The 26,935-nt window shown below is 44.1% G+C and carries 21 protein-coding genes, 2 tRNA genes, 3 rRNA genes and 1 pseudogene; 11 read left to right on the forward strand and 16 right to left on the reverse strand.

The window, feature by feature from the left end:
- Positions 1 to 98 precede the first annotated feature (98 nt).
- The 10 genes from mqnE to rrf all read left to right on the forward strand — a co-directional run bounded on the left by mqnE (position 99) and on the right by rrf (position 12,462).
- Positions 99 to 1,169, forward strand: coding sequence for an aminofutalosine synthase MqnE (gene mqnE / locus CRECT_RS03690; protein ID WP_002945685.1), 1,071 nt, complete (start codon positions 99 to 101; stop codon positions 1,167 to 1,169).
- Between the two features lie 12 nt (positions 1,170 to 1,181).
- Positions 1,182 to 2,474 carry an NCS2 family permease gene (locus CRECT_RS03695; protein WP_002945682.1) on the forward strand — a complete coding sequence of 431 codons (1,293 nt, stop codon included), beginning with the start codon at positions 1,182 to 1,184 and terminating at the stop codon, positions 2,472 to 2,474.
- A gap of 9 nt (positions 2,475 to 2,483) precedes the next feature.
- Complete coding sequence (locus CRECT_RS03700; RefSeq protein WP_002945683.1) at positions 2,484 to 2,924, forward strand: phosphoribosyltransferase; 441 nt, start codon at positions 2,484 to 2,486, stop codon at positions 2,922 to 2,924.
- A gap of 15 nt (positions 2,925 to 2,939) precedes the next feature.
- Entirely contained in the window at positions 2,940 to 4,139 is a 1,200-nt protein-coding gene (locus tag CRECT_RS03705; protein WP_002945689.1) for a glycosyltransferase family protein, read from the forward strand.
- Positions 4,140 to 4,151: 12 nt separating this feature from the next.
- Positions 4,152 to 4,823, forward strand: a complete 672-nt coding sequence (locus CRECT_RS03710; protein WP_039888565.1) for a prepilin-type N-terminal cleavage/methylation domain-containing protein — start codon at positions 4,152 to 4,154, stop codon at positions 4,821 to 4,823.
- A gap of 574 nt (positions 4,824 to 5,397) precedes the next feature.
- Positions 5,398 to 6,908, forward strand: a 16S ribosomal RNA gene (locus CRECT_RS03715).
- A 473-nt stretch (positions 6,909 to 7,381) separates the two neighbouring features.
- Positions 7,382 to 7,458: transfer RNA gene (locus tag CRECT_RS03720), tRNA-Ile, on the forward strand.
- 312 nt (positions 7,459 to 7,770) lie between these two features.
- Positions 7,771 to 7,846: transfer RNA gene (locus CRECT_RS03725), tRNA-Ala, on the forward strand.
- A gap of 674 nt (positions 7,847 to 8,520) precedes the next feature.
- Positions 8,521 to 12,010 (forward strand): 23S ribosomal RNA (locus CRECT_RS03730).
- A 332-nt stretch (positions 12,011 to 12,342) separates the two neighbouring features.
- A 5S ribosomal RNA gene (gene rrf / locus CRECT_RS03735) occupies positions 12,343 to 12,462 on the forward strand.
- The 16S, 23S and 5S rRNA genes sit together here with 2 tRNA genes alongside, the layout of an rRNA operon.
- A 265-nt stretch (positions 12,463 to 12,727) precedes the next feature.
- Here rrf and CRECT_RS03740 read toward each other — a convergent pair.
- From CRECT_RS03740 to CRECT_RS03815, 16 genes and pseudogenes are all read right to left on the reverse strand, one after another.
- Positions 12,728 to 13,045, reverse strand: a pseudogene (locus tag CRECT_RS03740) (IS1595 family transposase); the annotation flags it as partial.
- A gap of 883 nt (positions 13,046 to 13,928) precedes the next feature.
- Positions 13,929 to 15,770 (reverse strand): peptidoglycan D,D-transpeptidase FtsI family protein, encoded by a 1,842-nt coding sequence (locus CRECT_RS03745; RefSeq protein WP_004320397.1) that lies wholly within the window; start codon positions 15,768 to 15,770, stop codon positions 13,929 to 13,931.
- Positions 15,771 to 15,773: 3 nt separating this feature from the next.
- The gene (gene fliE / locus CRECT_RS03750) at positions 15,774 to 16,076 is read right to left on the reverse strand and encodes a flagellar hook-basal body complex protein FliE (RefSeq protein WP_124850865.1); all 303 of its coding nucleotides are present in this window, start codon (positions 16,074 to 16,076) and stop codon (positions 15,774 to 15,776) included.
- 5 nt (positions 16,077 to 16,081) lie between these two features.
- Positions 16,082 to 16,579, reverse strand: a complete 498-nt coding sequence (gene flgC / locus CRECT_RS03755; RefSeq protein ID WP_004320412.1) for a flagellar basal body rod protein FlgC — start codon at positions 16,577 to 16,579, stop codon at positions 16,082 to 16,084.
- 9 nt (positions 16,580 to 16,588) lie between these two features.
- The gene (flgB, locus tag CRECT_RS03760; protein ID WP_004320372.1) at positions 16,589 to 17,026 is read right to left on the reverse strand and encodes a flagellar basal body rod protein FlgB; all 438 of its coding nucleotides are present in this window, start codon (positions 17,024 to 17,026) and stop codon (positions 16,589 to 16,591) included.
- A gap of 56 nt (positions 17,027 to 17,082) precedes the next feature.
- Positions 17,083 to 17,742 (reverse strand): leucyl/phenylalanyl-tRNA--protein transferase, encoded by a 660-nt coding sequence (aat, locus tag CRECT_RS03765; protein WP_004320445.1) that lies wholly within the window; start codon positions 17,740 to 17,742, stop codon positions 17,083 to 17,085.
- An 18-nt stretch (positions 17,743 to 17,760) separates the two neighbouring features.
- The gene (locus CRECT_RS03770) at positions 17,761 to 19,917 is read right to left on the reverse strand and encodes an AAA family ATPase (protein WP_004320386.1); all 2,157 of its coding nucleotides are present in this window, start codon (positions 19,915 to 19,917) and stop codon (positions 17,761 to 17,763) included.
- A gap of 9 nt (positions 19,918 to 19,926) precedes the next feature.
- Entirely contained in the window at positions 19,927 to 20,238 is a 312-nt protein-coding gene (locus CRECT_RS03775; RefSeq protein WP_004320435.1) for an ATP-dependent Clp protease adaptor ClpS, read from the reverse strand.
- Positions 20,228 to 20,842, reverse strand: a complete 615-nt coding sequence (locus CRECT_RS03780; protein ID WP_171992667.1) for a thioredoxin domain-containing protein — start codon at positions 20,840 to 20,842, stop codon at positions 20,228 to 20,230. The genes CRECT_RS03775 and CRECT_RS03780 overlap by 11 nt, the downstream gene beginning before the upstream one ends.
- Position 20,843: 1 nt before the next feature.
- Complete coding sequence (locus CRECT_RS03785) at positions 20,844 to 21,056, reverse strand: tautomerase family protein (protein WP_004320381.1); 213 nt, start codon at positions 21,054 to 21,056, stop codon at positions 20,844 to 20,846.
- A 9-nt stretch (positions 21,057 to 21,065) separates the two neighbouring features.
- The gene (gene smpB, locus CRECT_RS03790) at positions 21,066 to 21,521 is read right to left on the reverse strand and encodes an SsrA-binding protein SmpB (RefSeq protein WP_004320441.1); all 456 of its coding nucleotides are present in this window, start codon (positions 21,519 to 21,521) and stop codon (positions 21,066 to 21,068) included.
- Positions 21,522 to 21,532: 11 nt separating this feature from the next.
- Positions 21,533 to 22,276: a 4-(cytidine 5'-diphospho)-2-C-methyl-D-erythritol kinase gene (locus CRECT_RS03795; protein WP_004320395.1), complete on the reverse strand. Its 744-nt coding sequence runs from the start codon at positions 22,274 to 22,276 to the stop codon at positions 21,533 to 21,535.
- Positions 22,276 to 22,506 (reverse strand): carbon storage regulator CsrA, encoded by a 231-nt coding sequence (csrA, locus tag CRECT_RS03800; protein WP_002946591.1) that lies wholly within the window; start codon positions 22,504 to 22,506, stop codon positions 22,276 to 22,278. The genes CRECT_RS03795 and csrA overlap by 1 nt, the downstream gene beginning before the upstream one ends.
- On the reverse strand, positions 22,500 to 23,321 hold the full coding sequence (gene truB / locus CRECT_RS03805) for a tRNA pseudouridine(55) synthase TruB (RefSeq protein ID WP_004320416.1): 822 nt from the start codon (positions 23,319 to 23,321) through the stop codon (positions 22,500 to 22,502). Before truB ends, csrA begins: the two co-directional genes overlap by 7 nt.
- Positions 23,322 to 23,678, reverse strand: a complete 357-nt coding sequence (locus CRECT_RS03810; RefSeq protein WP_004320369.1) for a hypothetical protein — start codon at positions 23,676 to 23,678, stop codon at positions 23,322 to 23,324.
- A gap of 2 nt (positions 23,679 to 23,680) precedes the next feature.
- Positions 23,681 to 25,765: an ATP-dependent helicase gene (locus tag CRECT_RS03815; protein WP_039888356.1), complete on the reverse strand. Its 2,085-nt coding sequence runs from the start codon at positions 25,763 to 25,765 to the stop codon at positions 23,681 to 23,683.
- A gap of 165 nt (positions 25,766 to 25,930) precedes the next feature.
- On the opposite strand from CRECT_RS03815, the gene CRECT_RS03820 reads away from it, so the two are divergent.
- The gene (locus CRECT_RS03820; protein WP_004320378.1) at positions 25,931 to 26,803 is read left to right on the forward strand and encodes a LysR family transcriptional regulator; all 873 of its coding nucleotides are present in this window, start codon (positions 25,931 to 25,933) and stop codon (positions 26,801 to 26,803) included.
- Positions 26,804 to 26,935: the final 132 nt, after the last annotated feature.

Genomic DNA, 26,935 nt, shown 5'->3' on the forward strand with positions numbered 1-26,935 from the left:
CTTTTCGTTGAAATTTTAGGCGATGATACTAAAATTTTGCAAAAACAAAGCTTTTTTAACATATAATCGTCATTTAATATCTATTTTCGGAATAAAATTTGACAAATTTAATAGAAAAACTCCAAAGCGGCGAGCGTTTGGACGCGGACGAATGCGTCGGCTTGTACGACCTAGACCTTTTTACGCTGGGTAAATTTGCAAACGCAAAAAGGCGAAAACTACACGGCAAAAAGGTATTTTTTAACGTAAATCGCCACATAAATCCGACCAATGTTTGCGCGGACGTGTGTAAATTTTGCGCATTTTCGGCAAATCGCAAAAACCCCAACCCCTACACGATGAGTCACGAAGAGATACTAAAAATCGTCGAAAAAAGCGTCGCCGGCGGTGCAAAAGAGATACATATCGTCTCGGCGCACAACCCCGATACCTCGTGGCAATGGTATTTGGAAATTTTTAAAAAAATCAAAGAAAAATACCCGCAAATCCACGTCAAGGCGCTAACGGCTGCGGAGGTTGATTTCCTCTCGCGAAAACACGGTCTTAGCTACGAAGAAGTCGTGGAAAAGATGCTCGAATACGGTATCGATAGTATGCCCGGCGGCGGAGCTGAAATCTTTGACGAAGCCGTTAGGCGTAAAATCTGCAAAGGCAAGGTAAGCTCCGAAAACTGGCTCAAAATCCATCGCCTTTGGCACGAAAAGGGCAAGCAAAGCAACGCGACGATGCTGTTTGGGCACATCGAAAGCAAGCAAAACCGCATCGACCATATGCTGCGAATTCGAGGTTTGCAGGACAAAACGGGCGGATTTAACGCCTTTATCCCGCTGGTTTATCAGCGCGACAACAACTATCTAAAAGTAGAAAACTATCCCGGCTCGGCCGAAATTTTAAAAACCTTTGCCATCTCGCGTCTGGTGCTCGATAACGTCGCGCATATAAAAGCGTACTGGGCGACCTCGACGATAAATTTAGCTATGGTCGCGCAGGAATTCGGCGCTGACGATCTAGACGGCACGATACAAAAAGAGAGCATCCAAAGCGCGGCCGGAGCGAAATCGGCAAGCGGTATGAGTCTTAGAAATTTTACCGATCTCATCCAGACTTCGGGCTTTGTCCCTGTCGAGCGAGATAGCTTGTATAACGAACTAAAAATTTACGATAACTAAAAGGAGGCAAAGATGGATTTTTTTAAACTCAAGCAAAACGGTGTGAGCGTCAAAACCGAGCTTAGTGCGGGTCTCACGACCTTTCTAACGATGATGTATATCGTGCCCGTAAATGCGATCATTATGAGTAAAACCGGTATGCCGATGGATGCGCTCATCACCGCTACGGCGCTCATCACGGTAATCGCCACCGTGCTAAACGGCCTGTGGGCGAACACGCCGGTGGCTATGAGCGTTGGAATGGGGCTAAATGCGTATTTTACCTTTGGGCTGGTGCTTGGTATGCAGATACCGTGGCAGACGGCTCTAGGTGTGGTTTTCATCTCGGGCATCATTTTCGTCGTGCTATCTTTTACGAATTTTAGAATCTGGGTTTTAAAATCTATCCCGAGCGATGTCAGACGCTCGATAAGCGCGGGCATAGGCGCATTTATCGCCTTCGTCGGACTTCAGCAAATGGGCGTAGTCGTAAATAACGACGCCGTGCTAGTCGGACTTGGGAATTTAAAAGATCCAAACGTGATTTTGGGCTTTGTAGGCCTATTTTTCGTCATACTTTTTTGGGCGTGGAAAGTCAAAGGCGCCTTTATCATCGCGGTATTTACAACCTCGGTGATCGCTTGGGTGTTCGGTATCGCGCCCTATCCGAAAGAATTTATCTCGCTGCCCGCCTCTATCTCGCCGATATTTTTAGAGCTTGATATCATGGGGGCGCTATCGTTTGCGCTGTTTCCGGTGATCGTTACATTTTTCGTGACCGATCTTTTCGACTCTATCGGCACGCTTGCAGGCGTGGGAAACAGAGCCGGAATTTTCGATGAGAATAATCAAAAAGGCGTCGAAAAGCTAGAAAAAACTCTCGAAGCCGATGCTGCCGCTACGCTTGCGGGCTCGCTCATAGGAGTTAGCACGACGACGTCATTTGCCGAGAGCGCCAGCGGCGTGGAGGAGGGCGGCAAGACGGGGCTGACGGCCGTGTTTTGCGGACTATTTTTCGTGCTTACGATTTTTATGTTGCCGCTTTTTAAAGCGATACCTTCAAACGCGATATATCCGATACTGGTGATGGTAGGCGTGCTGATGTTTAGCGAGCTCGGAAATATAAATTTTAAAGACCCCGCTATCGCCATATCGACATTTTTGATAGTTATTTTGATGCCGCTTACTTACTCGATCACGACGGGACTTTCGTTTGGATTTATGGCGTATTTGCTGGTTCGGCTTATGAGGCGCGAATGGGAATACGTAAACATCGGCGTTATCGTGCTTGCGCTCATTAGTTTCATAGTATTTTTAGTGCATTAAGGAGAGAATATGCTAAAGTATCCGTTTGAGGAATTCCACAAAGACGTAAAGATAATGGTGCGGGATATCAAAGAAAATTTCGAGCCCGAAGTGATTTTAGCAGTCGCCCGCGGCGGGCTTACTTTGGGGCATTTTTTAGCGAGCCTGCTAAATAACCGCAATCTTTTTACGCTAAACTCAATCCACTACGAAGAGACTCAAAAGCTCGATACTATCGATATCTTTAACATCCCCGATCTATCTAAATTTAATAAAATTTTGATAGTGGATGATATGATCGATACGGGAGAGAGTATGATAGCTATCAAACAAGAGCTTTTAAAGCGCTTCCCGCATATCGAGCTAAAAATCGCTACTATATTTTATAAACGAAAAGCGCTTTTGTTGCCTGATTTTACGGTAAAAGAGGCGCATGAGTGGATAGAGTTTTTCTGGGAAGAGCAAATTTAAGCCGTAAATTTAACTATGTTGCGCTCGGAAACGTTTTTACTTTTTATCATCTGCCTTATTGATTTTTGCTTTTTGTCGTATGCGATTAGCACGATTAGCATCAGCTACTACGAGGCGGATGCGTTTTATAACTCATCTAAAATTTCAGCCGTTTTGGCTAGGTTGTCAGTCGGGATTTTCGGGCAAAACGACTACGCTTTGCGCCTTCCTTTCGTTATTTGTCACATTTTTAGCGTCGCGCTTCTTTACAAAGTCTCAAAGCAAATTTTAAAACGTAAATTTGACCGAGTAGTGAGCGTGATAGCGTTTATATTGCTTCCTGCGACGATGGCGTCGGCGATCTTGGTAAATGACGCAGGCGTCATAATCGCGCTTGCGCTTTTAAATATTTATCTTTATCAGTTGCGAAAGATCACTGTTTTTTACGCGCTTTTATGCGTGCTACCTTTTGTTAGCGGCGCATTTTTGGTTTATTTTTTGGCGATTTTTATTTTTGGCGTCTATAGGCGCGACGCTAAGATGGCGTGGGTGGCGGCGTTACTTTTCGCGCTTTGCTTTTACCTTTACGGATTTGACTCGGGCGGTAAGCCAAGAGGCCATCTGCTTGATACCGTGAGTATTTTTGCCGCTGCGTTTTCGCCTTTTATTTTTGTATATTTTGTCTATGCGATGTATAGAATTTGGATAAAAGAGACTAAAAATTTGCTCTGGTTTGTCTGCATAACGGCGTTTTTATTTTGCATAGTTTTGTCGATCAGGCAGCGTCTGGAGCTCGAAAACTATCTGCCGTTTTGCGTTATTTCGGTACCGATTTTGGTGCGGGTATTTTTTAGCTCATATCGAGTTAGGCTGCCGATGTTTAGGCGAGATTATAAAATTTTAGTTTCATTTGTCGCGGTTTCTTTACTGGCGGGATTTTTGTTCGTGCTTTTTAACGAAATGCTTTACGCTGCGTTAAAAGACCCGACTAAGCATTTTGTTTATAGATATCACGTAGCAAAAGAGCTTGCAAAAGAGCTAAAAAACGAAAGCGTAGAAAAAATTTTCACGGATGATAAAAAGCTGGCTTTGAGGCTCAAATTTTACGGTATAGACACGAGCTCGGGAGCGGATTTACGGCTGGCGAATTTGGACTTAAAAGATAATTATGGTAATATAGCGGTCTATAAATTCGGCGTGAAAATCGCAAATTTTAAGATTATAAAAGATGATTAGAGGATAAATTTGATGAAAAAAGCTTTTACTATGCTGGAACTCGTCGTTGTGATCGTGGTGATAGGGATAATAGCCGTTGCGGCGCTACCGAGAATAAACGATGATCATATCGCCGAGGCTGCCGACCAAGTGATGTCGCATATCCGTTATACACAACATTTGGCGATGCAGGATAGTAAGGTGGGTGACGGGGACAAGTGGTATAAAAAAAGATGGAGTATAACTTTTACTAGAGCTTCATTTTGTAGGGGTACAAATGAATGGAGATATAGCGTATACCATGACGATGGGGATACTACAGGTAATTTAAATTCGGCAAACGAAGTTGCAAGAGACCCATTGGATCCAAATAAATTTATGAGCTCAGGGTGGGCTGGTATCTCGGATGCTAATTGCGCAAATGTTAGTAGTAAATATAATTTGGCGACAAAATTTGGCATAACTAATGTAGAGCTACGTGGGGTATGCGGAGACAGTAATTTGCAAACCATCTCTTTTGATGAGTTTGGAAGGCCTATGAGGGGTGTAAGTACCACCGGCACTAGCGCAACTAGAGGATATGATAGGCTGATTCATAATGGACAAAATTGTCAAATAGTTCTAAGTACGGCTAAAAAAACAGCTACTATAACGGTAACTCCAGAAACTGGCTTTTTGCAGGTTGCTTTTGCGGATCGTCCATAAATTTAAAAAATATACAATTTTGGTTCATTTCTTCAGTATTTTTTAAGCATCCTATCTGTATAATTCCAGCTCACGAATTAAGAAACCACCTTTAACTTTCACGTTAATAAAGCCTTTTCTTTTAATATCGTAAGTTTTAATTTTGAGCTAAATAAAGTATTCTCCGTTTTTTGGGAATTTGAGTTTTAGCTTTTTAAATTACGTTTTTTAAATTCACACTGTTAAACTAATTAGTCAATCTTTGAAATCTAAACAAGTGATCGATTGAGCCATCTACTTAATAGGCTTTCCCTGGAAAGTAATTAACGTAGAAAAACTAAAAACAATCATCTTTTATTTAGCTTGCTAATTTAAAAGATCGTAGATTGTAGAATATAAAATTAAAGTTTTTTGATTAAAACTTCATATGTCAATTACCTAAATTTAAAAAGATAAGTTTAATAGCTTTCTTTACGGCGCTTCCGAAAGAAGCGGTGTGCTTTAGGGGTTATGCGACACTAATTTAGATTGCGTCAGCAATCTTAGTCTTTAGTGTTGCTTCTTAGCAAAGCTTTGCTTTGCGCTAAAGAAGATTAATATGGAGAGTTTGATCCTGGCTCAGAGTGAACGCTGGCGGCGTGCCTAATACATGCAAGTCGAACGGAGATTAAGTAGCTTGCTATTTAATCTTAGTGGCGCACGGGTGAGTAATATATAGCTAATCTGCCCTACACTAGAGGACAACAGTTGGAAACGACTGCTAATACTCTATACTCCTTCTTTACATAAGTTAAGTCGGGAAAGTTTTTCGGTGTAGGATGAGGCTATATCGTATCAGCTAGTTGGTAGGGTAACGGCCTACCAAGGCTATGACGCGTAACTGGTCTGAGAGGATGATCAGTCACACTGGAACTGAGACACGGTCCAGACTCCTACGGGAGGCAGCAGTAGGGAATATTGCTCAATGGGGGAAACCCTGAAGCAGCAACGCCGCGTGGAGGATGACACTTTTCGGAGCGTAAACTCCTTTTCTTGGGAAAGAATTATGACGGTACCCAAGGAATAAGCACCGGCTAACTCCGTGCCAGCAGCCGCGGTAATACGGAGGGTGCAAGCGTTACTCGGAATCACTGGGCGTAAAGGACGCGTAGGCGGATTATCAAGTCTCTTGTGAAATCTAACGGCTTAACCGTTAAACTGCTTGGGAAACTGATAATCTAGAGTAAGGGAGAGGCAGATGGAATTCTTGGTGTAGGGGTAAAATCCGTAGAGATCAAGAAGAATACCCATTGCGAAAGCGATCTGCTGGAACTTAACTGACGCTAATGCGTGAAAGCGTGGGGAGCAAACAGGATTAGATACCCTGGTAGTCCACGCCCTAAACGATGTATACTAGTTGTTGCTTCGCTAGTCGAGGCAGTAATGCACCTAACGGATTAAGTATACCGCCTGGGGAGTACGGTCGCAAGATTAAAACTCAAAGGAATAGACGGGGACCCGCACAAGCGGTGGAGCATGTGGTTTAATTCGAAGATACGCGAAGAACCTTACCCGGACTTGATATCTAACAAATCATCCAGAGATGGAAGAGTGTCTGCTTGCAGAAATGTTAAGACAGGTGCTGCACGGCTGTCGTCAGCTCGTGTCGTGAGATGTTGGGTTAAGTCCCGCAACGAGCGCAACCCACGTCATTAGTTGCTAACGGTTCGGCCGAGCACTCTAATGAGACTGCCTTCGTAAGGAGGAGGAAGGTGTGGACGACGTCAAGTCATCATGGCCCTTATGTCCGGGGCGACACACGTGCTACAATGGCGTATACAATAAGACGCAATATCGCGAGATGGAGCAAATCTATAAAATACGTCCCAGTTCGGATTGGAGTCTGCAACTCGACTCCATGAAGCCGGAATCGCTAGTAATCGTAGATCAGCCATGCTACGGTGAATACGTTCCCGGGTCTTGTACTCACCGCCCGTCACACCATGGGAGTTGATTTCACTCGAAGCCCAAATACCAAACCGGTTATGGTCCACAGTGGAATCAGCGACTGGGGTGAAGTCGTAACAAGGTAACCGTAGGAGAACCTGCGGTTGGATCACCTCCTTTCTAGAGTACAACGAATATTCTCTCACAAGATATTCGTCAAAGGAAAATTTGGATATACAATACCAGATGCTAAATAAGATTGCGAAGCAATCGTTTTAGCTGTAACTTAGTATTGCTTCTTAGTAGCGACTTGTCGCTACGTTAAAGAAGATTAAAAGTATATCTACTCAATCGATCCTTGTTTAGTTTTGAAAGATTGACGATAAAACTTATAAATTTTATCTTTGATTTTTTAGGTTATTGGATTTTAGATTATCTTTACGATTATCTAAATTTGATAAAAATAAAGAGATAAAGTATTGTAGGCTGTTTTTTAACTATCGATAAGTTAATTTTTAGCCGATGCGAAGTTGTTTTTATTTTTAGACGAGGAAAAGCGACCGAGCGATAAGGAGCGTATATATAATACTATAATACGTGACGCAGTCGCGACCGAGCTTTGACGAAGTATAAAATAAGAAGAACGAGTAGAGGGGCCTATAGCTCAGCTGGTTAGAGTGCACCCCTGATAAGGGTGAGGTCACAAGTTCAAGTCTTGTTAGGCCCACCAGAGTTAATCTTTTATAAGCTTTTTTACTAGGCTTGTCAAGATATGGCGAAGTAGTCTTTATTTTAGACGAGGAAGTTTTTAATGAAGCAAGGGAGTTATCATATGGATAATGACCGAAGCTGAATTAAAAACAGACGAAGTATAAAATAAAAAGAACGAGCCATAATTGGGGAATTAGCTCAGCCAGGAGTCCTGCTTTGCACATTAAAAAGCAAACTGCTTTGCTTTTTAGGATTTTTCGTTGTGAGCTTAAGCGAACCGAAAAATACGCTGTGTGCGATAAATCGGTTTTATCCTGCTAGGCGAGTAATTGGGGAATTAGCTCAGCTGGGAGAGCGCCTGCTTTGCACGCAGGAGGTCAGCGGTTCGATCCCGCTATTCTCCACCATAATTAGTTTAACATAATAGATAAAGTTTAATTAGAGAACTTTTTACTCAAGCTTTCTAATTAGACTTTAGGAAACGACCATTCTTTCTAAATTTACGAAATTGCGTAAGCAATTTTGTGCTTTAGGTGGGTCTTCTGCTTGCAGCTACGAGTGTAGCGAAGTAGAGGGAGCGAAGCTCCTTGTCGCAAGCTTGGCTTTGCCAAGCTGAGAAGTCTAAACGTTATTTAATTTATCATTGTTAAAAGTCACAATCAAGTTTTAATAAATAAAACAATTTTACAGGACTTGTTAAAGATTTAAAGATCTTGCTTATTTGCTTAATGCAGAAGTTTGACGTCACAAGATATCATAGGATTTAAAACTTACCTGGGTATTAGTCAATGCTTTCCGTCTTAAAAGTAAGAGATTTAAATTTCGTAATAGATCTGAATTTGAGACTTCGTTATGAAATCTTAAATTTAATAGTTACCTTTAACAAGGAAGTGATGCGAATTAGAATATATTAATCTAATAACTTCTCTATCCGATTACCGCTTAAGTTTAAATTTTAGAGCAATCTAATATTTAAGCTATACGGCGCTTCCGAAAGAAGCGCTGTGCTTTAGGTGGGTCGAGGGAGCGCTTGCGCTTCCCGTCGGAGCAAGAGCTTTGCTCTTGCGAGAAGTACTAAAAAAGGTAAGCTACTAAGAGTAAGTGGTGGATGCCTTGGCTAGTAGAGGCGATGAAAGACGTGCCAGGCTGCGATAAGTCTCGGGGAGCCGTCAAGGGGCTTTGATCCGGGAATTTCTGAATGGGGCAACCCAGTTAAGCGCGAGCTTAACTACCTAATATGGAGCGAACGAGGGGAATTGAAACATCTTAGTACCCTCAGGAAAAGAAATCAAAAGAGATTACGCCAGTAGCGGCGAGCGAACGCGTAAGAGGGCAAACCGTTAGTTTACTAACGGGGTTGTAGGACTGCGATATAGACTAAACTTAGCTAATAGAATAATCTGGAAAGATTAAGCATAGAGGGTGATACTCCCGTATATGAAAGCTTTGTTTTACTTAGCGGTATCCTGAGTAGGGCGGAACACGTGATATTCTGTCTGAAGCCGGGTCGACCACGATCCAACCCTAAATACTACTACTAGACCGATAGCGCACAAGTACCGTGAGGGAAAGGTGAAAAGAACTGAGGTGATCAGAGTGAAATAGAACCTGAAACCATTTACTTACAATCATTCAGAGCACTATGTGGGTCTGTTTGAATATTAAAGACGGCTTGTCTTTTGAGCGTTTTTAAATGAGTTCGTATTTTTCTCAATCGACAGCCTATATGGCTAGTCTCAATCGAAAAATACTTCACAACATTTAAATCCGTCTCAAAATACCGCGCCTTTAGGGCGGTATCTATCTTGTTTTTATAATTTTTATAAATTATCGAATTAAATTTAAAATTTTAAAAGTAAAGAGAAATAAAACTCCTAAAATTAAAATTTCAAACCGTAGATTAAATTTAATAAATAGATTAAATTTAAAATTTAAAACGAACAAGATAAGACAATCCAAGATTAGTATTGAAACAGATCCACAGTGTGATGGACTGCCTTTTGCATAATGAGCCTGCGAGTTGTGGTGTCTGGCGAGGTTAAGGAAACCCGGAGCCGTAGCGAAAGCGAGTCTTAATAGGGCGTTTAGTCAGATGCTGCAGACCCGAAACGATGTGATCTATCCATGAGCAGGTTGAAGCCGGTGTAAGAGCCGGTGGAGGACCCAACCCGCTGGCGTTGAAAAGCCATGGGATGACTTGTGGATAGGGGTGAAAGGTCAATCAAACATCGTGATAGCTGGTTCTCTCCGAAATATATTTAGGTATAGCGTCATGTAGTAACACTAGGGGGTAGAGCACTGAATGGGCTAGGGCATACACCAATGTACCAAACCCTATCAAACTCCGAATACCTAGTGCGTAATCATGGCAGTCAGGCGGCGAGTGATAAAATCCGTCGTCGAGAGGGGAACAACCCAGACTAACAGCTAAGGTCCCTAAATCTCATTTAAGTGGAAAACGATGTGAAGTTACTTAAACAACCAGGAGGTTGGCTTAGAAGCAGCCATCCTTTAAAGAAAGCGTAATAGCTCACTGGTCTAGTGATTTTGCGCGGAAAATATAACGGGGCTAAAATGAGTACCGAAGCTTTAGATAGTGTCTATGATTATTTATACTAGCTTGTCTCTTTGGCATCTTTAAATGAGTTTGTATTTTTCTCAATCGACAGCCTATATGGCTAGTCTCAATCGAAAAATACTTCACAACATTTAAATCTGCTCAAAGATACTTCGCTTTTTGCATTCAAATTTGAATGCAACGTCTTAATCTAAATTTAGAAATTTCAAATTTCTTAGAATTTTAAAATTTAGCAACAAAAGCAAAAAGACAAGCCTAAGTAAAGTATAAATACTCATAGACACTGTGGTAGGAGAGCGTTGCATTCAGCGTCGAAGGTGTACCGATAAGGAGCGCTGGAGCGAATGCAAGTGAGCATGCAGGCATGAGTAGCGATAATTGGGGTGAGAATCCCCAACGCCGTAAACCCAAGGTTTCCTACGCGATGCTCGTCATCGTAGGGTTAGCCGGGTCCTAAGCAAAGTCCGAAAGGGGTATGCGATGGAAAATTGGTTAATATTCCAATGCCAACTATAATGTGCGATGGAAGGACGCTTAGAGTTAGAGGAGCCAGCGGATGGTAGTGCTGGTCGAAAGGTGTAGGTTAAGATCCAGGCAAATCCGGATCTTTTTAAGCCCAGACCCCACAGGCACACAAAGTTCTTCGGAACAGCGTGTGAATCCTTGATACTGTCGAGCCAAGAAAAGTTTCTAAGTTTAGTTATAGTTGCCCGTACCGTAAACCGACACAGGTGGGTGGGATGAGTATTCTAAGGCGCGTGGAAGAACTCTCTTCAAGGAACTCTGCAAAATAGCACCGTATCTTCGGTATAAGGTGTGCCTAGCTTCGTTAAGAATTTACTTCGTAAGCGAAGAAGGTTACAACAAAGAGTCCCTCCCGACTGTTTACCAAAAACACAGCACTCTGCTAACTCGTAAGAGGATGTATAGGGTGTGACGCCTGCCCGGTGCTCGAAGGTTAATTGATGACGTTAGCTCTGCGAAGCGTTTGATCGAAGCCCGAGTAAACGGCGGCCGTAACTATAACGGTCCTAAGGTAGCGAAATTCCTTGTCGATTAAATATCGACCTGCATGAATGGCGTAACGAGATGGGAGCTGTCTCGAAGAGGGATCCAGTGAAATTGTAGTGGAGGTGAAAATTCCTCCTACCCGCGGCAAGACGGAAAGACCCCGTGGACCTTTACTACAGCTTGACACTGCTACTTGGATAAAGATGCGCAGGATAGGTGGGAGGCTTTGATTCGTAGATCTCGGTTTACGATGAGCCATTGTTGAGATACCACCCTTCTTTATTCGGGTAGCTAACTAGCCTAAGTTATCCTTAGGTAGGACAATGTCTGGTGGGTAGTTTGACTGGGGCGGTCGCCTCCCAAAATGTAACGGAGGCTTACAAAGGTTGGCTCAAAGCGGTTGGAAATCGCTTGTAGAGTATAAAGGCAAAAGCCAGCTTAACTGCGAGACATACACGTCGAGCAGAGACGAAAGTCGGTCTTAGTGATCCGGTGGTTCTGTGTGGAAGGGCCATCGCTCAAAGGATAAAAGGTACCCCGGGGATAACAGGCTGATCTCCCCCAAGAGCTCACATCGACGGGGAGGTTTGGCACCTCGATGTCGGCTCATCGCATCCTGGGGCTGGAGCAGGTCCCAAGGGTATGGCTGTTCGCCATTTAAAGCGGTACGCGAGCTGGGTTCAGAACGTCGTGAGACAGTTCGGTCCCTATCTGCCGTGGGCGCAAGAAGATTGAGGAGAGTTGACCCTAGTACGAGAGGACCGGGTTGAACCGACCACTGGTGTACCAGTTATCCTGCCAAGGGTAGCGCTGGGTAGCTATGTCGGGATGAGATAACCGCTGAAAGCATCTAAGCAGGAAGCCAACTCCAAGATGAATCTTCTTTTAAGAGCTCTTATAGACTATAAGTTTGATAGGCCGGGTGTGTAATGGATGAAAGTCCTTTAGCTGACCGGTACTAATAGCTCGTCTGCTTATCTTTTAATAAGCATCACTTCCTTGTTAAGGGTAAAATTGATTCCTATTTTTCTACTATGCTTCGTTAAACTTCGCTACAGACTTCGGTCACATACTGTATGTATGCTCCCTCGTCTTTGCTCGTTTGTCTTGCTTAGCGAAAAACTAGTTCTCAATTTAATAAAATAGTAAAATTTACTATGATCCTTACCAAGACCTTGTTTTTAATTAAAACAAGATTTGACTTTTAACAATTAAATAGCAGTGTTAAAGAAGCTAACAAGCTTATAAGTAAGCAAATAAAACTTTAGCTTTAAATTTGAAATATAAAAATATAAAGTTGGTTTCTTTAACACTGCCCGTGACTATACAGACGAGGAAACGCCTTGCTCCATCTCGAACCAAGAAGCTAAGCTCGTCCTGGCTGATGATACTCTCCCTTACTGGGATGAAAGGAAAAGTAGGTCGTTGCGGGCTTTGTTTATTTACGCTTTTATTCTATCTATGCTTTGCTTTACATCTCTTAGTTTATTTGCTTATCTGTTTTTTATTGGCTCAACGGAACTTAAGCGGATTTTCTCTTATCATCTTTAGTAAAATATGATAGAAAGTTTTTGTATCTTTACTGTTATTATATCTAAACTCTACTTCGCTACACTCGTAGCTTTTCAAGACGTAGTAACGAGCGGTCCCTAGCCATTAGGCGACGGTAGCTAGCGAAGCGACGCTAAGCGAAGTTAAGCACCGGTGTTTTATTTGCTGCGCCTCTACCTCTTTTTTCTCTTACTCTTTTAGATCTGAAGTAACTTTCATCAATTTCAAAGCGAAGCTTCTAGGCGGGTTTGGAAATCTCACCACTAAATTTACTTATCTTTTCACACTCTTTAGACATTAAAACTCTAATGCTTTTTAAAATCTTATTAATGGAAATTCTAGAAATTCCGGTTAAATTTGCTATTTTAGTAGCCTCTATATCTTCTGCAAAATACTTGAGAATTTCCCTAAATTTCTTCTCTGAAATTCGGGAACGGACTATATGCTTGTTTTTTAACTTTGCCACGCTCGTTACTTTTCAAAAACATAGTTCTCATAGTAACTTACTGCTCCTTTGTGCGAGCTTAAGTTAAAGAGAGCCTATTCTTTTAAATGAAGCAAATTTTATGAGAAAGAAATTTTAGGGTTAAATCTTAACGCCGGAGATATTTAAAATAAAGCCAAATTTAAATAACGAGTCTAAGATAAGGATTAGAATTTGATCGCAGAGCCGCTAAATTTGATCCCGAAAGAATCAAGTTAAATGCAGATAAAAGCCGTATCAAACAAGCAAAAAAGGCTATGTTACAGCAAAGAGTCCGAACTACCGCTCGTGGTATTAGCGCGGTAAAAACAAGAGACAAAGGGCGCCTGGTATAAGTGTCCTACCTGCAAGAAATAAACAAACCCGGGTCCAACCATAATAACTCAAAATATAAGTAGTGCGGCTTGATATATCATATCTCATCGTCGGCAAAAAATAGAGCAAAAAAGATAAAAGTAAAATTTAAGAATCAAATTTGAAAATGCGGATGCAAGCGCAATATTTTTTGCCTTTATATTAGTCAAATTTAAGAAGTATGGATGGGGTAAAATGGCAAATTTTACTTAAAAATACAGATATCCGGCAAATAACGATGTCTCGAAACGTAAAATACTATTTTTACTTGTTTTTAGTGTTTTTAAGACTCGTGGTTTTTATTATAGCCGTTTGCGCAGGGCTTTGCGGATTGCTCGGTGGCGGTCAAGTTTACCGAGTTTTAAAACATTTTCTTGTCTCTACCGCGACTTCAAACAAAGACGATGCTTTAAGATACGCAAACTCAAATAGGGAAATTTTGATTGGGGGTATGCCGTATTGGCATTTTGTCAAGATTTGTTTTTAATGAAATAATCAACAGCGGTAAAACTTATTTTTTCTTTTTGGCAGTAGAGCTTGCGGCTTTTTTGTCTAAATTTTCTGTCTGAATCGCTGCGGATTGCTCCGGAGCGGTCAAATTTTCATCCGGTTTTAAAAATCCTTCTTCTATCATCAGCTTCACCGCTGCTTTAAAAGTAGGTAGGGCGCTTTGGGCGCCGAAATAATAATAGGGCTTTTTAGGTTCTCTGGTTAAAACGCCGATCGTGTAGCCGTTGCCTTGAGAATCGTTGGCAAAGCCGAAAAACGAGCCGTTGTAAGTATTGCCGTAGCCGCCCGTCGTAGCGATATGCGCTGTGCCGGTTTTACCGCCGATCTCCAGCCCCTCTATCTTCGTTCTTTTACCCGTGCCGATTTCTACGGTTTTTACCAGGATGCGTTTCATTCTTTCGGCGGCATCTTGGTTTAGCACAACGACCGGCTTGGGATCATTTACTACGAAAAATTTACCGTCTTTATAGAGCGAGTCTACGACCTTTGGCGTCACCATCACGCCCTTGTTGTTAAATACGTTATACGCCTTTAAAAGCTGGATAAAAGTCGCTTGCAAGCCGTATCCGTAGCTAATCGTAGCTTTATAAATTTGAGAATTTAGCTTGGCTACGGGCGGCATACTTCCCGTCTGTTCGTATGGCATATCTATACCGGTTTTTTGCGTGAAGCCGAAATTTAACAGCCCCGAGTAAATTTGGGGACCGTCTAGGCGCTGGACTATTTGTATCATACCGATATTTGAGCTATGCACTATGATGTCCTCTGCGACGAGAAAAGGCTCCGGGTGCGTGTCGCGGATCGTTCGTTTGCCTAGCTTGTATACGCCGTTGTAGGTGTTTATGTGCTCGAGCGGGTTGATTTTGTCGTTTGCTAGTAAGATAGCGAAGATAAACGGCTTAAAAACCGAGCCGACTTCGTATGCGTACTCGGTGGCTGAGGAATTTAGCGACTTATAGTCTTGCTTTCTGATGTTTGACGGGCTGTAGCGAGAGGTACTGGCAAGCGCTAGCATATCGCCGGTTTTTGAGTCCATGACGCCTACTATTATCTCTTTTGCGTTTAGAAATTCCCTCTTTTCATCAATGATTTGCTCGAGTTTGGTTTGAAATTTGAGCGAGGTATTTAGGATGACATCATATCCGTCTACGCGACTAGCCAAATTTGAATCGCTGGTTAAAATTATATTGTTTCCGATATCTTTCGGGCCTAGCAGTTTGGCGTCTTGGATCGAGGAGATGTAGTATTCGTAGGCTTTTTCTACACCCTTTACTCCTTCTGTTTTAGTGATACCGTCTTTTTCGACCTTTTTTACGTAGCCTATCATTGGCGTGAGAGCGTCGGCGGCTACATACTGCCTGTTTTCGCCGCTTTCTATTATACTCATATTACGCAGTATCGCAGCTCCGGTGCTCGGGTCTTCGTATGAGATAAAAATTTTCTTTTTATATAGCTTTTTTGATAACTCTTGCAGGTATGCCGCGCCTTTGGCGTCGATCTTGTAGGAGAGCGTTACGGCGCCTTTTTGTCCGTTGATGATTTTAGTTACGCGCTTGATATCGTCGCCGCTATATATGCAGTAAAGCTTGATAAATAGGTCTTTTTTATCGGGATCAATATTTCTGGTGTCTACCATCACTTTGTAGAGCTTTTGGCTGCCGGTTATGCTAAAGCCGTCCTTTGTGATGATGTTGCCGCGCAGGGCAGTGTTTATTTCGCTAGTTTCGAGCTTTGGCAGCGATCTTTCGATATTTGCGCGGTAGAAAATGACCACTAAAAATACGAAAATAAAGACCAATATAAAAGAAAATAATGTAATCGTTTTTGATTTTCGTTGGTTCAAGGCTTAAATTTGCGTTCTTGAGATTTCTTTGTATGCGCTTAGGGCCTTGTTGCGGATTTCTAGCATCAGTTTCATCGACGTATCTGCCTTGCCGATGGCGATAGCGGCTTGATGCAGGTCTTTTACCTCGCCCGTGGCTAGGTCGGCGATAGCCTTGTCAGCGTTGATTTGTATCTCGTTTAGCTCTTTTAGCGAGCTACTCAGTACATCGCCGAAATTTAACTCGCCTTTTTGATTTTGCAGAGTCTTTGCTTCTTTTTTTTCAAACGGCGAAGCAACCGAGCCGATTTTATCTATATTTGTCATAAAATTTAACCTTGTAATAATTCTAGCGCGCTTTGAGCGATCGTTTTAGCCGACTGAAATGCCGAAACGTTTGCCTGATAGGCGCGCGTGGCCTCGATCAAGTCCGCCATTTCGATGACGGGATTGATATTCGGATACGCTACGTAGCCCCTCGCGTCGGCGTCCGGGTGGGACGGATCGTATTTTAGCTTAAAGTCCTTGTCGTCGCGCACTATCTTATCAACTACGACGCTCATTATAGCAGGTTTTGCGTCTTTTGTATAGGATTTATCGTCTAACGGATTTTCATATTCGAGCAAGTTATGTTTTTTCGCCACTTCGTCGTTTAGTACGCTATCAAAATCAACCGCCTTAAATATCACCTCGCGGCGTCTATACGGGCCGCCTTCCGCCGTTCGCACGGTGTTTGCGTTGGCGATGTTGGAGCTAATGACGTTCATTCTAAAGCGTTGGGCGCTTAGTCCGTATCCGCTGATATCAAAGTCGCTTAAATAATTACTCATAATCTATCCTTAAATTTTGCTGCTAGCGTCGATCACGCTTTTAAATATCTGGCCGCTTTGTCTCATAGCTCGGTCGAGTGCGGTTACCATTATCGCGTTTTTGCTTAGCTCCGTCGTCTCGACGTCTAGATCGACTGTGTTTGCGTCGTTTCGCGCCATGTGCCCATCGCGTAAAAATATCGTCGCTGCGTTTGAGGCCGGAAAATCCACGCGAGGAAAGTGCGCGTCGTCCGTTTGTGCGAGTTTTAAAATTTTATTTTCGTCTCTGCCGTAGATCTCTTGCGCCGTTTGCGACAGGGCTGCTTCAAACGCGATGTCGCGGGCTTTGTAAAAAGGCGTGTCGATGTTTGCTATGTTGCTGGAAATCATCTGCTGGCGTAAATTTCTGCTTGCCAGCGCGCTTTCTACGAGCGGTTTTGATTTTGAGGTTTGGATGCCTGCGAACATTTTATTGCCTTTTTTCTCTAAATTTTACGAGATAATAAGCAAAAGACGTTCCAAATCTAGAGTAAATTTTTAAATTTGCTAAAGCCGCTAGGCTGCTTTTTTAGTTCGTTAAATTTGGCTAAAAACTCACTTCTCTTCATCGCTTTTGCGCCCATAAATTTTAGATGATCGTTCATGACCTGGCAGTCGATGAGAAAATCAAACGGCTTTAAAACTCGGCAAAGCGAGATGAGAGCGACTTTTGACGCGCCCGTTTTTAGGCTGATCATACTTTCGCCGCAAAAGACCTTGCCGAAAATTTGCCCGTAAAGCCCGCCCGCTAGCTCGCCGTCTTTGTATACCTCCACGCTGTGTGATATGCCCAGGCGGTGCAAATTTACGTATGCGCGCACGATATCTTCGCTTAGCCATGTGGGCTCGCGTTTTTCGCGCTCGCTTTTGCAGATTTTTAGAAAATTTTCAAAGTCGTAGTCAAACCGCACTTCAAATTTTTTAAGAGCGGATTTTATGCTTTTTTGCACCCTTACTTCGCTTGGAATCAGCACCGCGCGCGGATCGGGCGACCACCAGTATATGGGCTCGCCTGGTAAAAACCACGGGAAAATGCCTTTGTCGTAAGCTTGCAAAAGAGCATCGGCGCTCAAGTCGCCGCCGACGGCTAAAGGCGAGTTTGCAGGGGCGTTTGCGGGGTCTGGGAAGTTATAAATTTTTTCCAAATTCGACCCCGCGTCCGTTTATTTTAGAGCTTCAAATTTAAACGTCAGCTCGCCGTTTTTTAGCGTGATATTTGCGACGCCGCCGTTTTTCAGCGCGCCGAAAAGTATCTCGTCGCTAAGCTTAGTCGAGATCTCGTCTTGCACTAGGCGTTTTAGATTTCGCGCACCGAATTCCTTGCTATATCCCTTTTGCCAGAGGTATTTTTTAGCTTCGGCGGAGGCTTTTATGACGACTTTTTTCTCGACGAGGCTTGAGTTTATCTCGTTAATGATTTTTTGCGCGATGAGGCCCAGCGTGTCCTCGCCAAGGTCGTTAAAATGCACTATTTTATCGATACGGTTGCGAAATTCGGGGCTGAAAAACCCCTTTACCGCCGAGCCCGATTTACCGCTTTCATCCTTGCTAAAGCCCAGCGTCGGAGCCTCTTTTGAGCCCAAATTTGAGCTCATAATGATGACAGCGTTGCGAAAATCACTCTTTGCACCCGTGTTATCCGTGAGGCTGGCATTGTCGAAAATCTGCAAAAAGACGTTTATCATATCATCGTCGGCTTTTTCGATCTCGTCAAACAAAATCACGCTATAAGGGTGCTTTTTGACGGCGTTCGTGAGTATGCCGCCCTCTTCAAACCCGACATATCCCGGAGGCGCGCCGATGAGACGCGAGACGCTGTGCTTTTCCATATATTCGCTCATATCAAAGCGCTCGAAATGTACGCCTAAATTTCGCGCCAGAGCCGCGCTTAGCTCGCTTTTACCCACGCCGCTTGGACCCGTAAATAAAAACACTCCTACGGGCGTATTCGGCTGTTTTAGTCCAGCATACGAGCGCTTTATCGCCGCTACTAGCGTGTCCACCGCCTCGTCTTGACCGAAGATTTCGGACTTTAGCTTTTGGGCTAGATTTTTCAAATTTGCCGTATCGCCGGCAGTCAAATTCGTGTCGGGGATGTTTGCACTCTTACTCAAAACCGCGCTTAGATCGGCTTTTTTGACGATTTTGTTTTTGCCTTTTAGGGCTAGCGCGGCTCCGACCTCGTCGATGAGATCGATGGCGCTGTCGGGCAAAAATCTATCCGTCAGATATTTTTTAGCCAGCTCCACGCTTTTTGCTAAAATTTCGTCGCTAAATTTGACGCCGTGAAAGCTCTCGTATTTAGCGCGAAGCCCTTTTAGGATCTCGATGCTCTCGTCCGCGTTCGGCTCTACGACGTCGATTTTGGCAAAGCGTCGAGACAGAGCCTTTTCTTTTTCAAAAGAGCTGCGAAACTCCGAATACGTCGTCGCTCCGATACAACGAAGCGAGCCGCCGGCAAGGGCGGGCTTAAGTAAATTTGACATATCAAGTCCGCCTCCGCCGGTAGCTCCCGCCCCCACGATCGTATGAATTTCGTCGATAAAGACTATCGCGTCTTCTTGCTCTGCTACCTCGTCCATCACGTCTTTTAGGCGCTTTTCGAAGTCGCCGCGGTATTTCGTGCCCGCAAGCATAGCGCCAAGATCAAGGGCGAAAATTTGTGCGCCTTTTAGTTTCTCGGGCGCTTCGCCGTTTGCGATCTTTAGCGCTAGGCCTTCTACGATCGCCGTTTTTCCGACACCCGCTTCGCCTACTAACAAAGGATTGTTTTTCTTGCGGCGGCTTAGCGTTTGCATGAGGCGGGCCAGTTCGTTTTCGCGCCCGATGATGGGATCTATCTTGCCCTGGGCGGCGAGCTTGGTTAAATTTAGCGAAAATTTGGATAAATTTTGAAATTTGTCCTCTGCGTGCGGCTTGTTTCCCTGCTTGATTTTTTGCGGATCGACTTCGTAAAATTCTAAAATTTTAGCTCCGTATGTGTCGCCTCTGGCTGCGATTTTAAAAAGCAAATCCCTGATACCGATATTTTTGTCCTTTAACTCGGCGTTTAATTCTTTAAAAATTTGCTCCAAAAGTAGCGTCATGCGCGGCTGTTTGTGGCGCGCGACTTGCTCGTTTGTTTGCAAGAGGTAGTTTTTTAGGTCGTTTTTGAGTCCTTCGACGTCGCTTAGTCCCGCGCTTTTTAGGATGTCTCGACTCTCTTCGTTTAAATTTATCAACACGAAAAGCACGTGCTCGCTGGTTAGGTATTCGTGAAAATTCGTGTAAGCAAACTCTCCCGCTTTTTCTAAAAGATAGCTTAAATCCGAGTCAAACATTTTTCCTCCTCACTCTTCTTCTATGATCGCTTTTAGCGGATATCCCGCGACCGCAGCGGCTTTTAGGACGTCGCTTTGTTTGGTTTGGGCAATCTCTTTGGCATAGACGCCTGCGATCCCGCTGCCCTCGTTGTGTATTTTTAGCATCACGGTTACCGCGCTTTGCGTAGTGTGGTGAAAAATTTCAACCAGCACGCTCACCACGAAATCCATACTCGTAACGTCGTCGTTTAGTAAAACAACCTTAAATTTGCGTGGGAATTCGGGCTTTTCTTTTAGCGCGACGTCTCGCTCCCGCTCGGTACTTCGCTTAACGGGCATTTTTTATTCTCTCGTAATCCTTCGTCATCGCGTCTAAGCGGATACCGCCCAGGTAGTATTTCACGCCGAATTTTCCGCTATCGACGTCGGTTAGCTCCTGATAGACGCCGCCTTTTAGCACCATTTTTATCGGCACGCTCTCAAGCCGTTCGTATTTGATATCCTCTAAAATTTGCGCCGAGAGCCTGTCGTTGGTTTTGATGTCGTTTGAGATGAAGTAAAACGCATCGTATTTTTGTGCGAAATTTTCAGCAACGTATTCGTTCGTGACGTTTTCAAAATGCGTGAGTCCCACGATCGTGAAGTCGTTTAGATTGTCGATCTGAAATTTAGTGAGATCGGGAGCTTCTTTTTGACACGGCGGACAAAACGTGCCGAATATATCAAACATCAAAATTTTATCCTCGTCGCCCTTTATAACAAAGCCCCCCTCGACGCGCTTTAGCGTGAGATCTTTGCCAAATATGCTCTTTAGCGCGATCTCCTCGCCCGTTTTGTAGCCCTCAAGCTTGGTCGGAGCTTTCGCGCTCTCGTCTTCGCCGCAGCCTGCTAAAAACAGCACGCAGGCCAAAGCCGCAAAAATTGCCTTCATGGTTTTTTTCATATTATTTTCCTTGTTTTGATCTTAGTTCGGTTATGCTTTCGCCGCCAAAGCCGTAGTCGTCGGTGCTAACTTCCTCTATCACGACGACAGTTCTGCTCGCATCGCGCTTTAGCGTATCGCCCAGCAGTTTCGTCACGCCTGCTATGAGCGCGCGCTTTTGCTCGGCGCTTACGACCTCTTTTTCTTTTGTGATTTTTATATTTACGTAGGGCATCGGTTTTCCTTAAGCGTATTTTTTCATCGCCGCACGCGCTTCTTTGTCGGCTTCTTTGCGTTTTATCGTCTCGCGCTTATCGTGCAGATTTTTACCTTTTGCCAGCGCGAGGCGCGCCTTTACGATGTTTTTGTCGTTTAGATAGAGCGCTAAAACGACTAGCGTGAGGCCATCTTGCGTGACTTGACCGAAAATTTTATCTATCTGCTTGCGGTGCATCAGCAGTTTTCTCGGAGCCCGCTCGTCCGGGCGAAACGCCGAGTGCGTCGTATTTAGGTGACTGATGTGCGCGTTTAGCAAAAACAGCTCGCCCTTTATCACGCGCGCGAAGCTATCTTTTAGATTTGCGCGGCCCGCCCTTAGAGCCTTTACCTCGCTACCCTTTAGCACGATGCCCGCCTCAAAGGTTTCGATGATGCTAAAGTCAAACAGCGCCTTTTTATTTTTGGCTAAATCCTTACCCATTTTTTACCTTTTTATTTTAAGAAAAACACGCTAGCGCCGCTGCCGCTGAGGAAAAAATCTTTAAATTTATCTATCTGCGGATAAATTTTAAAACACGGCGCGAAAAGATCGTTTAGCTTGCGATTTTCGTATCGCTCCAGTAGCTGCGCCGTCGTCATCTCGCGCATTTTTGCCGCCAAATTTACGTCGATGCTATCCATAAAATTTGCCCTAAATTCACCGTAAACCGCTGGCGTCGAACAAAAGACGCCGGGCGTTAAAATTTCTACCTCTGGCACTTCGTCGTTAAACTCGCTTATTATCTCGCCGATACCGCTGACGTTTGCCGCGTCAAATCCGCTAGCGAAAAACGCCACGTCCGCTCCGATATTTGCGCCTATTTTCATCAAATTTTCGCGTGTTAGTTTTAAATTTAACTCCTCGTTCGCCATCCTTAAAAACGTAGCCGCGTTTGAGCTGCCTCCGCCAAGGCCCGCACCCAGCGGGATTTGCTTTTTTATCACGATTTTATGCGAGGTGAAAAACTCGTCCAGCTCGTTTTTAAAGCCCGCTTTTTCCAGCTCAAATTTAGCCTTTAAAACGATATTATTTTCGATATTTTCGTTATCGCACTCGAGCGCAAAGCCGCTAGATTTTTCAAAGAAAATTTCGTCGTAAATCTCGCGCCTTAAAACAAAGCGAGAGACGATCTCGTGGTAGTTGCCGCGAGTGCCGACGATCTTTAAAAAGGAGTTGATTTTTGCGTAGCTTTTCATTATTTTACGATTTTATCGCTCAGCTCTTTTAGGCTCGCTTCGCCCGCGCCGTTTAGAGCCTGTTTGTTTTCCGCCGCCACGTCCTCGACGAGCTCGGAGCGCAGGATCATCATATTTTTAGGCGCGTCGATGCCGATTTTTACGCCGCCTTTTGAGATACCTACGACCGTGATTTTGATATCGTTTCCCAGCATTATGCTTTCGTCTTCTTTTCTTGCGAGTATTAGCATTTTTCGACCTTATTTAGTTTATATGTTACGGTTTCGTCTTTGATTTCAATGATACTAAAAAATTCATCAAAGTTTATTAAATATAGCCCCTCGGCGCCAAATTTTAGCTTTTCTACGCTCAGTTTTTTGCCCAGCATCACGTCTGCGGGATCCCTTAGATATTCGTTTCGCGGTAGCGAGATATAATCAAGCGGATTTAAAAACCTCTCATTTTCATAAACAAATTTACCTTCGCTCACGCGTTTTAGCGCGCTTAGAGTGGCTCTCGCGCCAAGCCTTGCGGCTAAAATTTGAGCGTACGAGCGCACGTACGAGCCTTCGCTAACGCTAATGCGAAAGCTCAAAAACGGATGCATATATGCCCTCAAATTTACGTCAAAAACGCTCATTGTTTGGCTTTTTAGCTCAAACTCTTCGCCCACTCTTGCTAGCTCATAGGCACGCTTGCCGTCTACGTGCTTGGCGCTAAATTTGGGCGGTACGTAGGCTATCTCGCCTTTTAGTTCGCTTAGCGCCGCTTTTACGTCCGCTAAATTTAACTGCGGGCAAAGCGTGATCTCCTCGATATTTTCGTTATCTAGGCTAGCGCTTGTAGCTCCTAGCCACATCGTCGCTTCGTAGATTTTTGGCGTTTTATTTATGTAGTTAAAAAGCCGCGTGTGATTGCCCAGAGCCACGATGAGGCAGCCGCTGGCAAACGGATCTAGCGTGCCCGAAAAGCCTGCCTTTTTTACGCCGTATTTGCGCTTTAGCCGGCCAAGGAAATGATTTGAGCTGATACCTGCGGGCTTGTTCACGACAAAAAGCGCGTTCATTTAAATTTGACCTTTTGGCGGGCCGTGCGGACTTTGAGCCGTTTGCTTTAAATCTTGCCGTTTGGGTATCGCGTCAAATTTGTCTATGCGGTATTTAAAATTTAAGTCCCGTTTGTTTGCGTAAATTTCGCTTAAATTTACATCGCGGATCAAGCTCGGTTCGTCCGCGTGAGTTTTATCAAATTCTATGTCCACGCCGGCTCGCAAAGCTCTTAAATTTCGCCTATTTGTCGTATCTATGTCAAATTTTAGCGCATTAAATCGCAGAAAAGATAAAGCGAAATCCGCGTCAAATTTGCTCGCTTTAAGTTTATCCTGCGCAAATTTATATACGAATTTAGCCTTGAATTTCTCCATCCTCACACCGCTTTTTCGACGAAGCCGGACATTATATCGCGGCTGATACCGCCGAAATTTATCGTTAGCTTGAGATCTTTTTTGATCTTCGTTACCGCCGTCACGCGCCCGATGCCGAAAATTTTGTGTTTAACGAGGTCGCCTTTTTTGTATTCGCCGACGGTTTGCGTTTGCGTTTGTATGATGAGACTGCCGCTGCAAACGCCGGCCTCGCTTAAAAATCTGCTCTTTTCCAGTCTTGTTCGCTGCCCTTTGTAAAAGCGCGAATTTGCGTAACTAAGCCCCAGCGTTTTCTTGGCGCGGGTTATCGCGACGTAGGCCAGGCGCCGCTCCTCCTCGATGTCGCTGCCGTCGCCTAGCAGCGGGAAGAACCCTTCCTCGAGCCCGATTACGAAAAGATGCTCGAACTCAAGCCCCTTGCTAGCGTGGATGCTCATAATCGAGATCGCCTCGCCGCCGATGTTATCCTGCTCGCTTTGTAGTGCGATCTCGTTTAAAAACTCCTCGATGGAAAAGCTTGGATCTTGCTTGATTTGATCTTTTATCATCGCGTAAAACTCATCGATGTTCGCTACGCGCTCGGAGCCGTCGGGCAAACTCTCGTAGTATTTTTTGATGCCGAATTTGGCCTCTAGCTTATCGATCAGTTCATAAGCCGAGCCGCACTCTTTTAGCTCTTTTAAATTTGCGGCGAATTCGTCTAGCGCCGAGACGATTTTTTTGCTTAGTTCTTTGTCGCTTTCGTCCAAAGCGCAGATAGCCTCAAATAGCGAAAATTTGTTTTCAAAGGCGATTTTTTCGATCTTTGCGAGACTTATCTTGCCTAGGCCGCGTTTTGGGCGGTTGATGACGCGCTTTAGCGAGAAGTCGTCGTTTTCGTTTGCGACAAGCCTCAGGTAGCTGATGACGTCCTTGACCTCGGCGCGTTCGTAAAATTTAACGCCGCCGACCATTTTGTAGGGGATTTTTTCTTTGTTTAAGCCGTCTTCCAGCGAGCGAGAGAGGGCGTTTATGCGGTAGAGGATAGCGATCTCGCTGGCCGCTACGCCGCTGCCCAGCAGCTTTTTTATGCGCTTGGCGACTTTTAGACTTTCCATCGTTTCGTCGTCTGATTCTATTAGCGCGACGTCCTCGCCGCCTTCTTTAGTGCTTTTTAGCTCTTTGCCCAGGCGGTTTCGGTTGTGGTCGATGAGCTCGTTTGCCGCGCGTAAAATTTGGCTCGTCGAGCGGTAGTTTTGCTCCAGGCGGATGACTTTTACGTCTTTAAATCGATCTTTGAAATTTAATATATTTTCGATTTTCGCGCCGCGCCAGCCGTATATACTCTGATCGTCATCGCCCACGACCGCGATATTTTCGTGCGTTAGGCAGAGTTTTTTTAGTAGTTTATACTGAAGGTCGTTGGTGTCTTGATACTCATCTACCATGATGTAGGCGTAGCGCTGTGAAATTTCGCGCGCTAAGGCCTCGTCCTCGTCTAAAATTTTATAGCTAAGGCAGAGCAGATCGTCAAAATCCACGAGATTGTTCGCCGCCAGATACTCCTCGTAGAGCTTGTAAATATTGGCTAGCCTTGCGTAGTAGCCATCTTTAAATTTATGCTCGTCGATCTCGATAGCGGCGTGATGCGCGGCGTCTTCTACGCTTAAAAGAGAGTTTTTAAAATTTGAGATCTCGCTCGCCAAAACGGGCGTAGCGATATTGCTCTCAAAACCTTTTAAAATGCGCTTTTTATCATCGGTGTCGATGATGACGAAGTTATTTTTGCGTCCCAAGCGGTCGATGTAAAATTTTAAAAATAAAAGTCCGAATTTGTGAAAAGTGCAAAGTAGCGGAGTGAAGTTTTTGCCTGCGTCTCCTAGCATTTTTAGTGCGCGGGTGCGCATTTCGTTTGCGGCTTTGTTGGTGAAGGTCAGCGTTAGCGTATTTGACGGCGCGATACCTACCTCGCTTATGAGGTAGGCTAGGCGCGTCGTTATCGTCTTTGTTTTTCCGCTGCCGGCACCTGCTAAAATAAGCATCGCCCCGTCGATGTGAGAGGCCGCTACGCGCTGATTTTCGTTGAGTTGGTCTAATAAATCGGGCATAAAATTTTCCATCTTGCGTGAGTTAGAGTCATTAAATTTTAACAAATTAAGCTTAAAAGTTACCACGCATTTAAAATTTTAGCCGCTTAAGAGCGTTTTTAGTTATAAATCAATACAATAAAAAGATTGTTTTATTAAGTTGATATAATAATTAAGGATGCGGACGTGATCAATGATTTTAGCAAATTTTATACTTTTATGGAAATAGTCAAGGAGCGTAGTTTTTCAAAGGCTTCGCGAGCGCTTGGTATCTCTCAGCCTGCGGTTACTCTTCAGATAAAAAAGCTCGAGGAGATGCTGCAAACGACGCTAATCATGCGCAAAAAAAACGGTATCGTTTTGACGCGTGAAGGGGAGAAATTTCATAAGCTTTGCTTGCAGTTTGAGGGAGCGATGTTTAGGTTTAAGGATGAAATTTCGCGCATAAAAACCGACAAAGTCCCGCTAGTCATCGCTGCGACTCAGCTGGTCGCCGAGGCGGTGCTATCGATGATGCTGGATAAAATTTCGCAAAGCGTGGGTAGCGAGCTTGATATCAGGATAAAAGAGCAAAACGAGCTCATTCCTTTTTTAAAAGATCGCCGCAGTGACATCGCCATCATCCTCGAGCAGTCGCTTGACAGTAGTTTGCTCGTTAAAAAGCTCTTTGACTACGAGCTGATTTTAGTCTCGAACAGAAAAATCGCCGAGAACATAAAACTCGAGCAGCTTTTGGGTTTTAGATTTATAAAAGATAGGACGCATACGTATCTGGATGATGTCTTGCAAAAGCACGGCGTGGACGAGGGCAAGATTGACGTGGCGTATTCTCTGGACGGCTCGATAATGGTTTGTCGCGCGATGACGACAAATAACGCCGATACTTATGTCGCGTTTGTGCCGAGATTTTTGATCGAGGACAAGTTAAAAGAAGGCAAACTCTTTGAGATAAACGTCGCTAAATTTAAGCTCACTCGCTCGGTTTATGCTGCCGCGCTAAAAGAAAACGAAGAAGTTTTGCGTAAATTTTTAAGCGTAAAAAGCTATTTTGCGGTTTAAATTCGCACTAAATTTGAGCCGGAATTTATAAAATTTAATCAAATTTGGCTCAAATTTTTAACTTTGACGCTAAAACAACCTCTCTTGCTGCCGCCGAGCGGTAAAAATCTCCAACATCGTTTTCAGACATTG

It is taken from the genome of Campylobacter rectus (genome assembly GCF_004803795.1).
In the GTDB taxonomy this organism is placed as follows: Bacteria; Campylobacterota; Campylobacteria; order Campylobacterales; family Campylobacteraceae; genus Campylobacter_A; species Campylobacter_A rectus.

Bases quoted from the DNA above. Each gene is read 5' to 3' on its own strand.
- CRECT_RS03700 (WP_002945683.1), top strand. From the start codon at position 2,484: ATGCTAAAGTATCCGTTTGAGGAATTCCACAAAGACGTAAAGATAATG.
- CRECT_RS03710 (WP_039888565.1), top strand. From the start codon at position 4,152: ATGAAAAAAGCTTTTACTATGCTGGAACTCGTCGTTGTGATCGTGGTG.
- CRECT_RS03775 (WP_004320435.1), bottom strand. From the start codon at position 20,238: ATGCCCGTTAAGCGAAGTACCGAGCGGGAGCGAGACGTCGCGCTAAAA.
- CRECT_RS03705 (WP_002945689.1), top strand. From the start codon at position 2,940: ATGTTGCGCTCGGAAACGTTTTTACTTTTTATCATCTGCCTTATTGAT.
- CRECT_RS03815 (WP_039888356.1), bottom strand. From the start codon at position 25,765: ATGCCCGATTTATTAGACCAACTCAACGAAAATCAGCGCGTAGCGGCC.
- flgB (WP_004320372.1), bottom strand. From the start codon at position 17,026: ATGTTCGCAGGCATCCAAACCTCAAAATCAAAACCGCTCGTAGAAAGC.
- CRECT_RS03695 (WP_002945682.1), top strand. From the start codon at position 1,182: ATGGATTTTTTTAAACTCAAGCAAAACGGTGTGAGCGTCAAAACCGAG.
- flgC (WP_004320412.1), bottom strand. From the start codon at position 16,579: ATGAGTAATTATTTAAGCGACTTTGATATCAGCGGATACGGACTAAGC.
- smpB (WP_004320441.1), bottom strand. From the start codon at position 21,521: ATGGGTAAGGATTTAGCCAAAAATAAAAAGGCGCTGTTTGACTTTAGC.
- CRECT_RS03785 (WP_004320381.1), bottom strand. From the start codon at position 21,056: ATGCCCTACGTAAATATAAAAATCACAAAAGAAAAAGAGGTCGTAAGC.
- CRECT_RS03770 (WP_004320386.1), bottom strand. From the start codon at position 19,917: ATGTTTGACTCGGATTTAAGCTATCTTTTAGAAAAAGCGGGAGAGTTT.
- truB (WP_004320416.1), bottom strand. From the start codon at position 23,321: ATGAACGCGCTTTTTGTCGTGAACAAGCCCGCAGGTATCAGCTCAAAT.
- CRECT_RS03795 (WP_004320395.1), bottom strand. From the start codon at position 22,276: ATGAAAAGCTACGCAAAAATCAACTCCTTTTTAAAGATCGTCGGCACT.
- CRECT_RS03810 (WP_004320369.1), bottom strand. From the start codon at position 23,678: ATGGAGAAATTCAAGGCTAAATTCGTATATAAATTTGCGCAGGATAAA.
- CRECT_RS03780 (WP_171992667.1), bottom strand. From the start codon at position 20,842: ATGAAAAAAACCATGAAGGCAATTTTTGCGGCTTTGGCCTGCGTGCTG.
- csrA (WP_002946591.1), bottom strand. From the start codon at position 22,506: ATGCTAATACTCGCAAGAAAAGAAGACGAAAGCATAATGCTGGGAAAC.
- fliE (WP_124850865.1), bottom strand. From the start codon at position 16,076: ATGACAAATATAGATAAAATCGGCTCGGTTGCTTCGCCGTTTGAAAAA.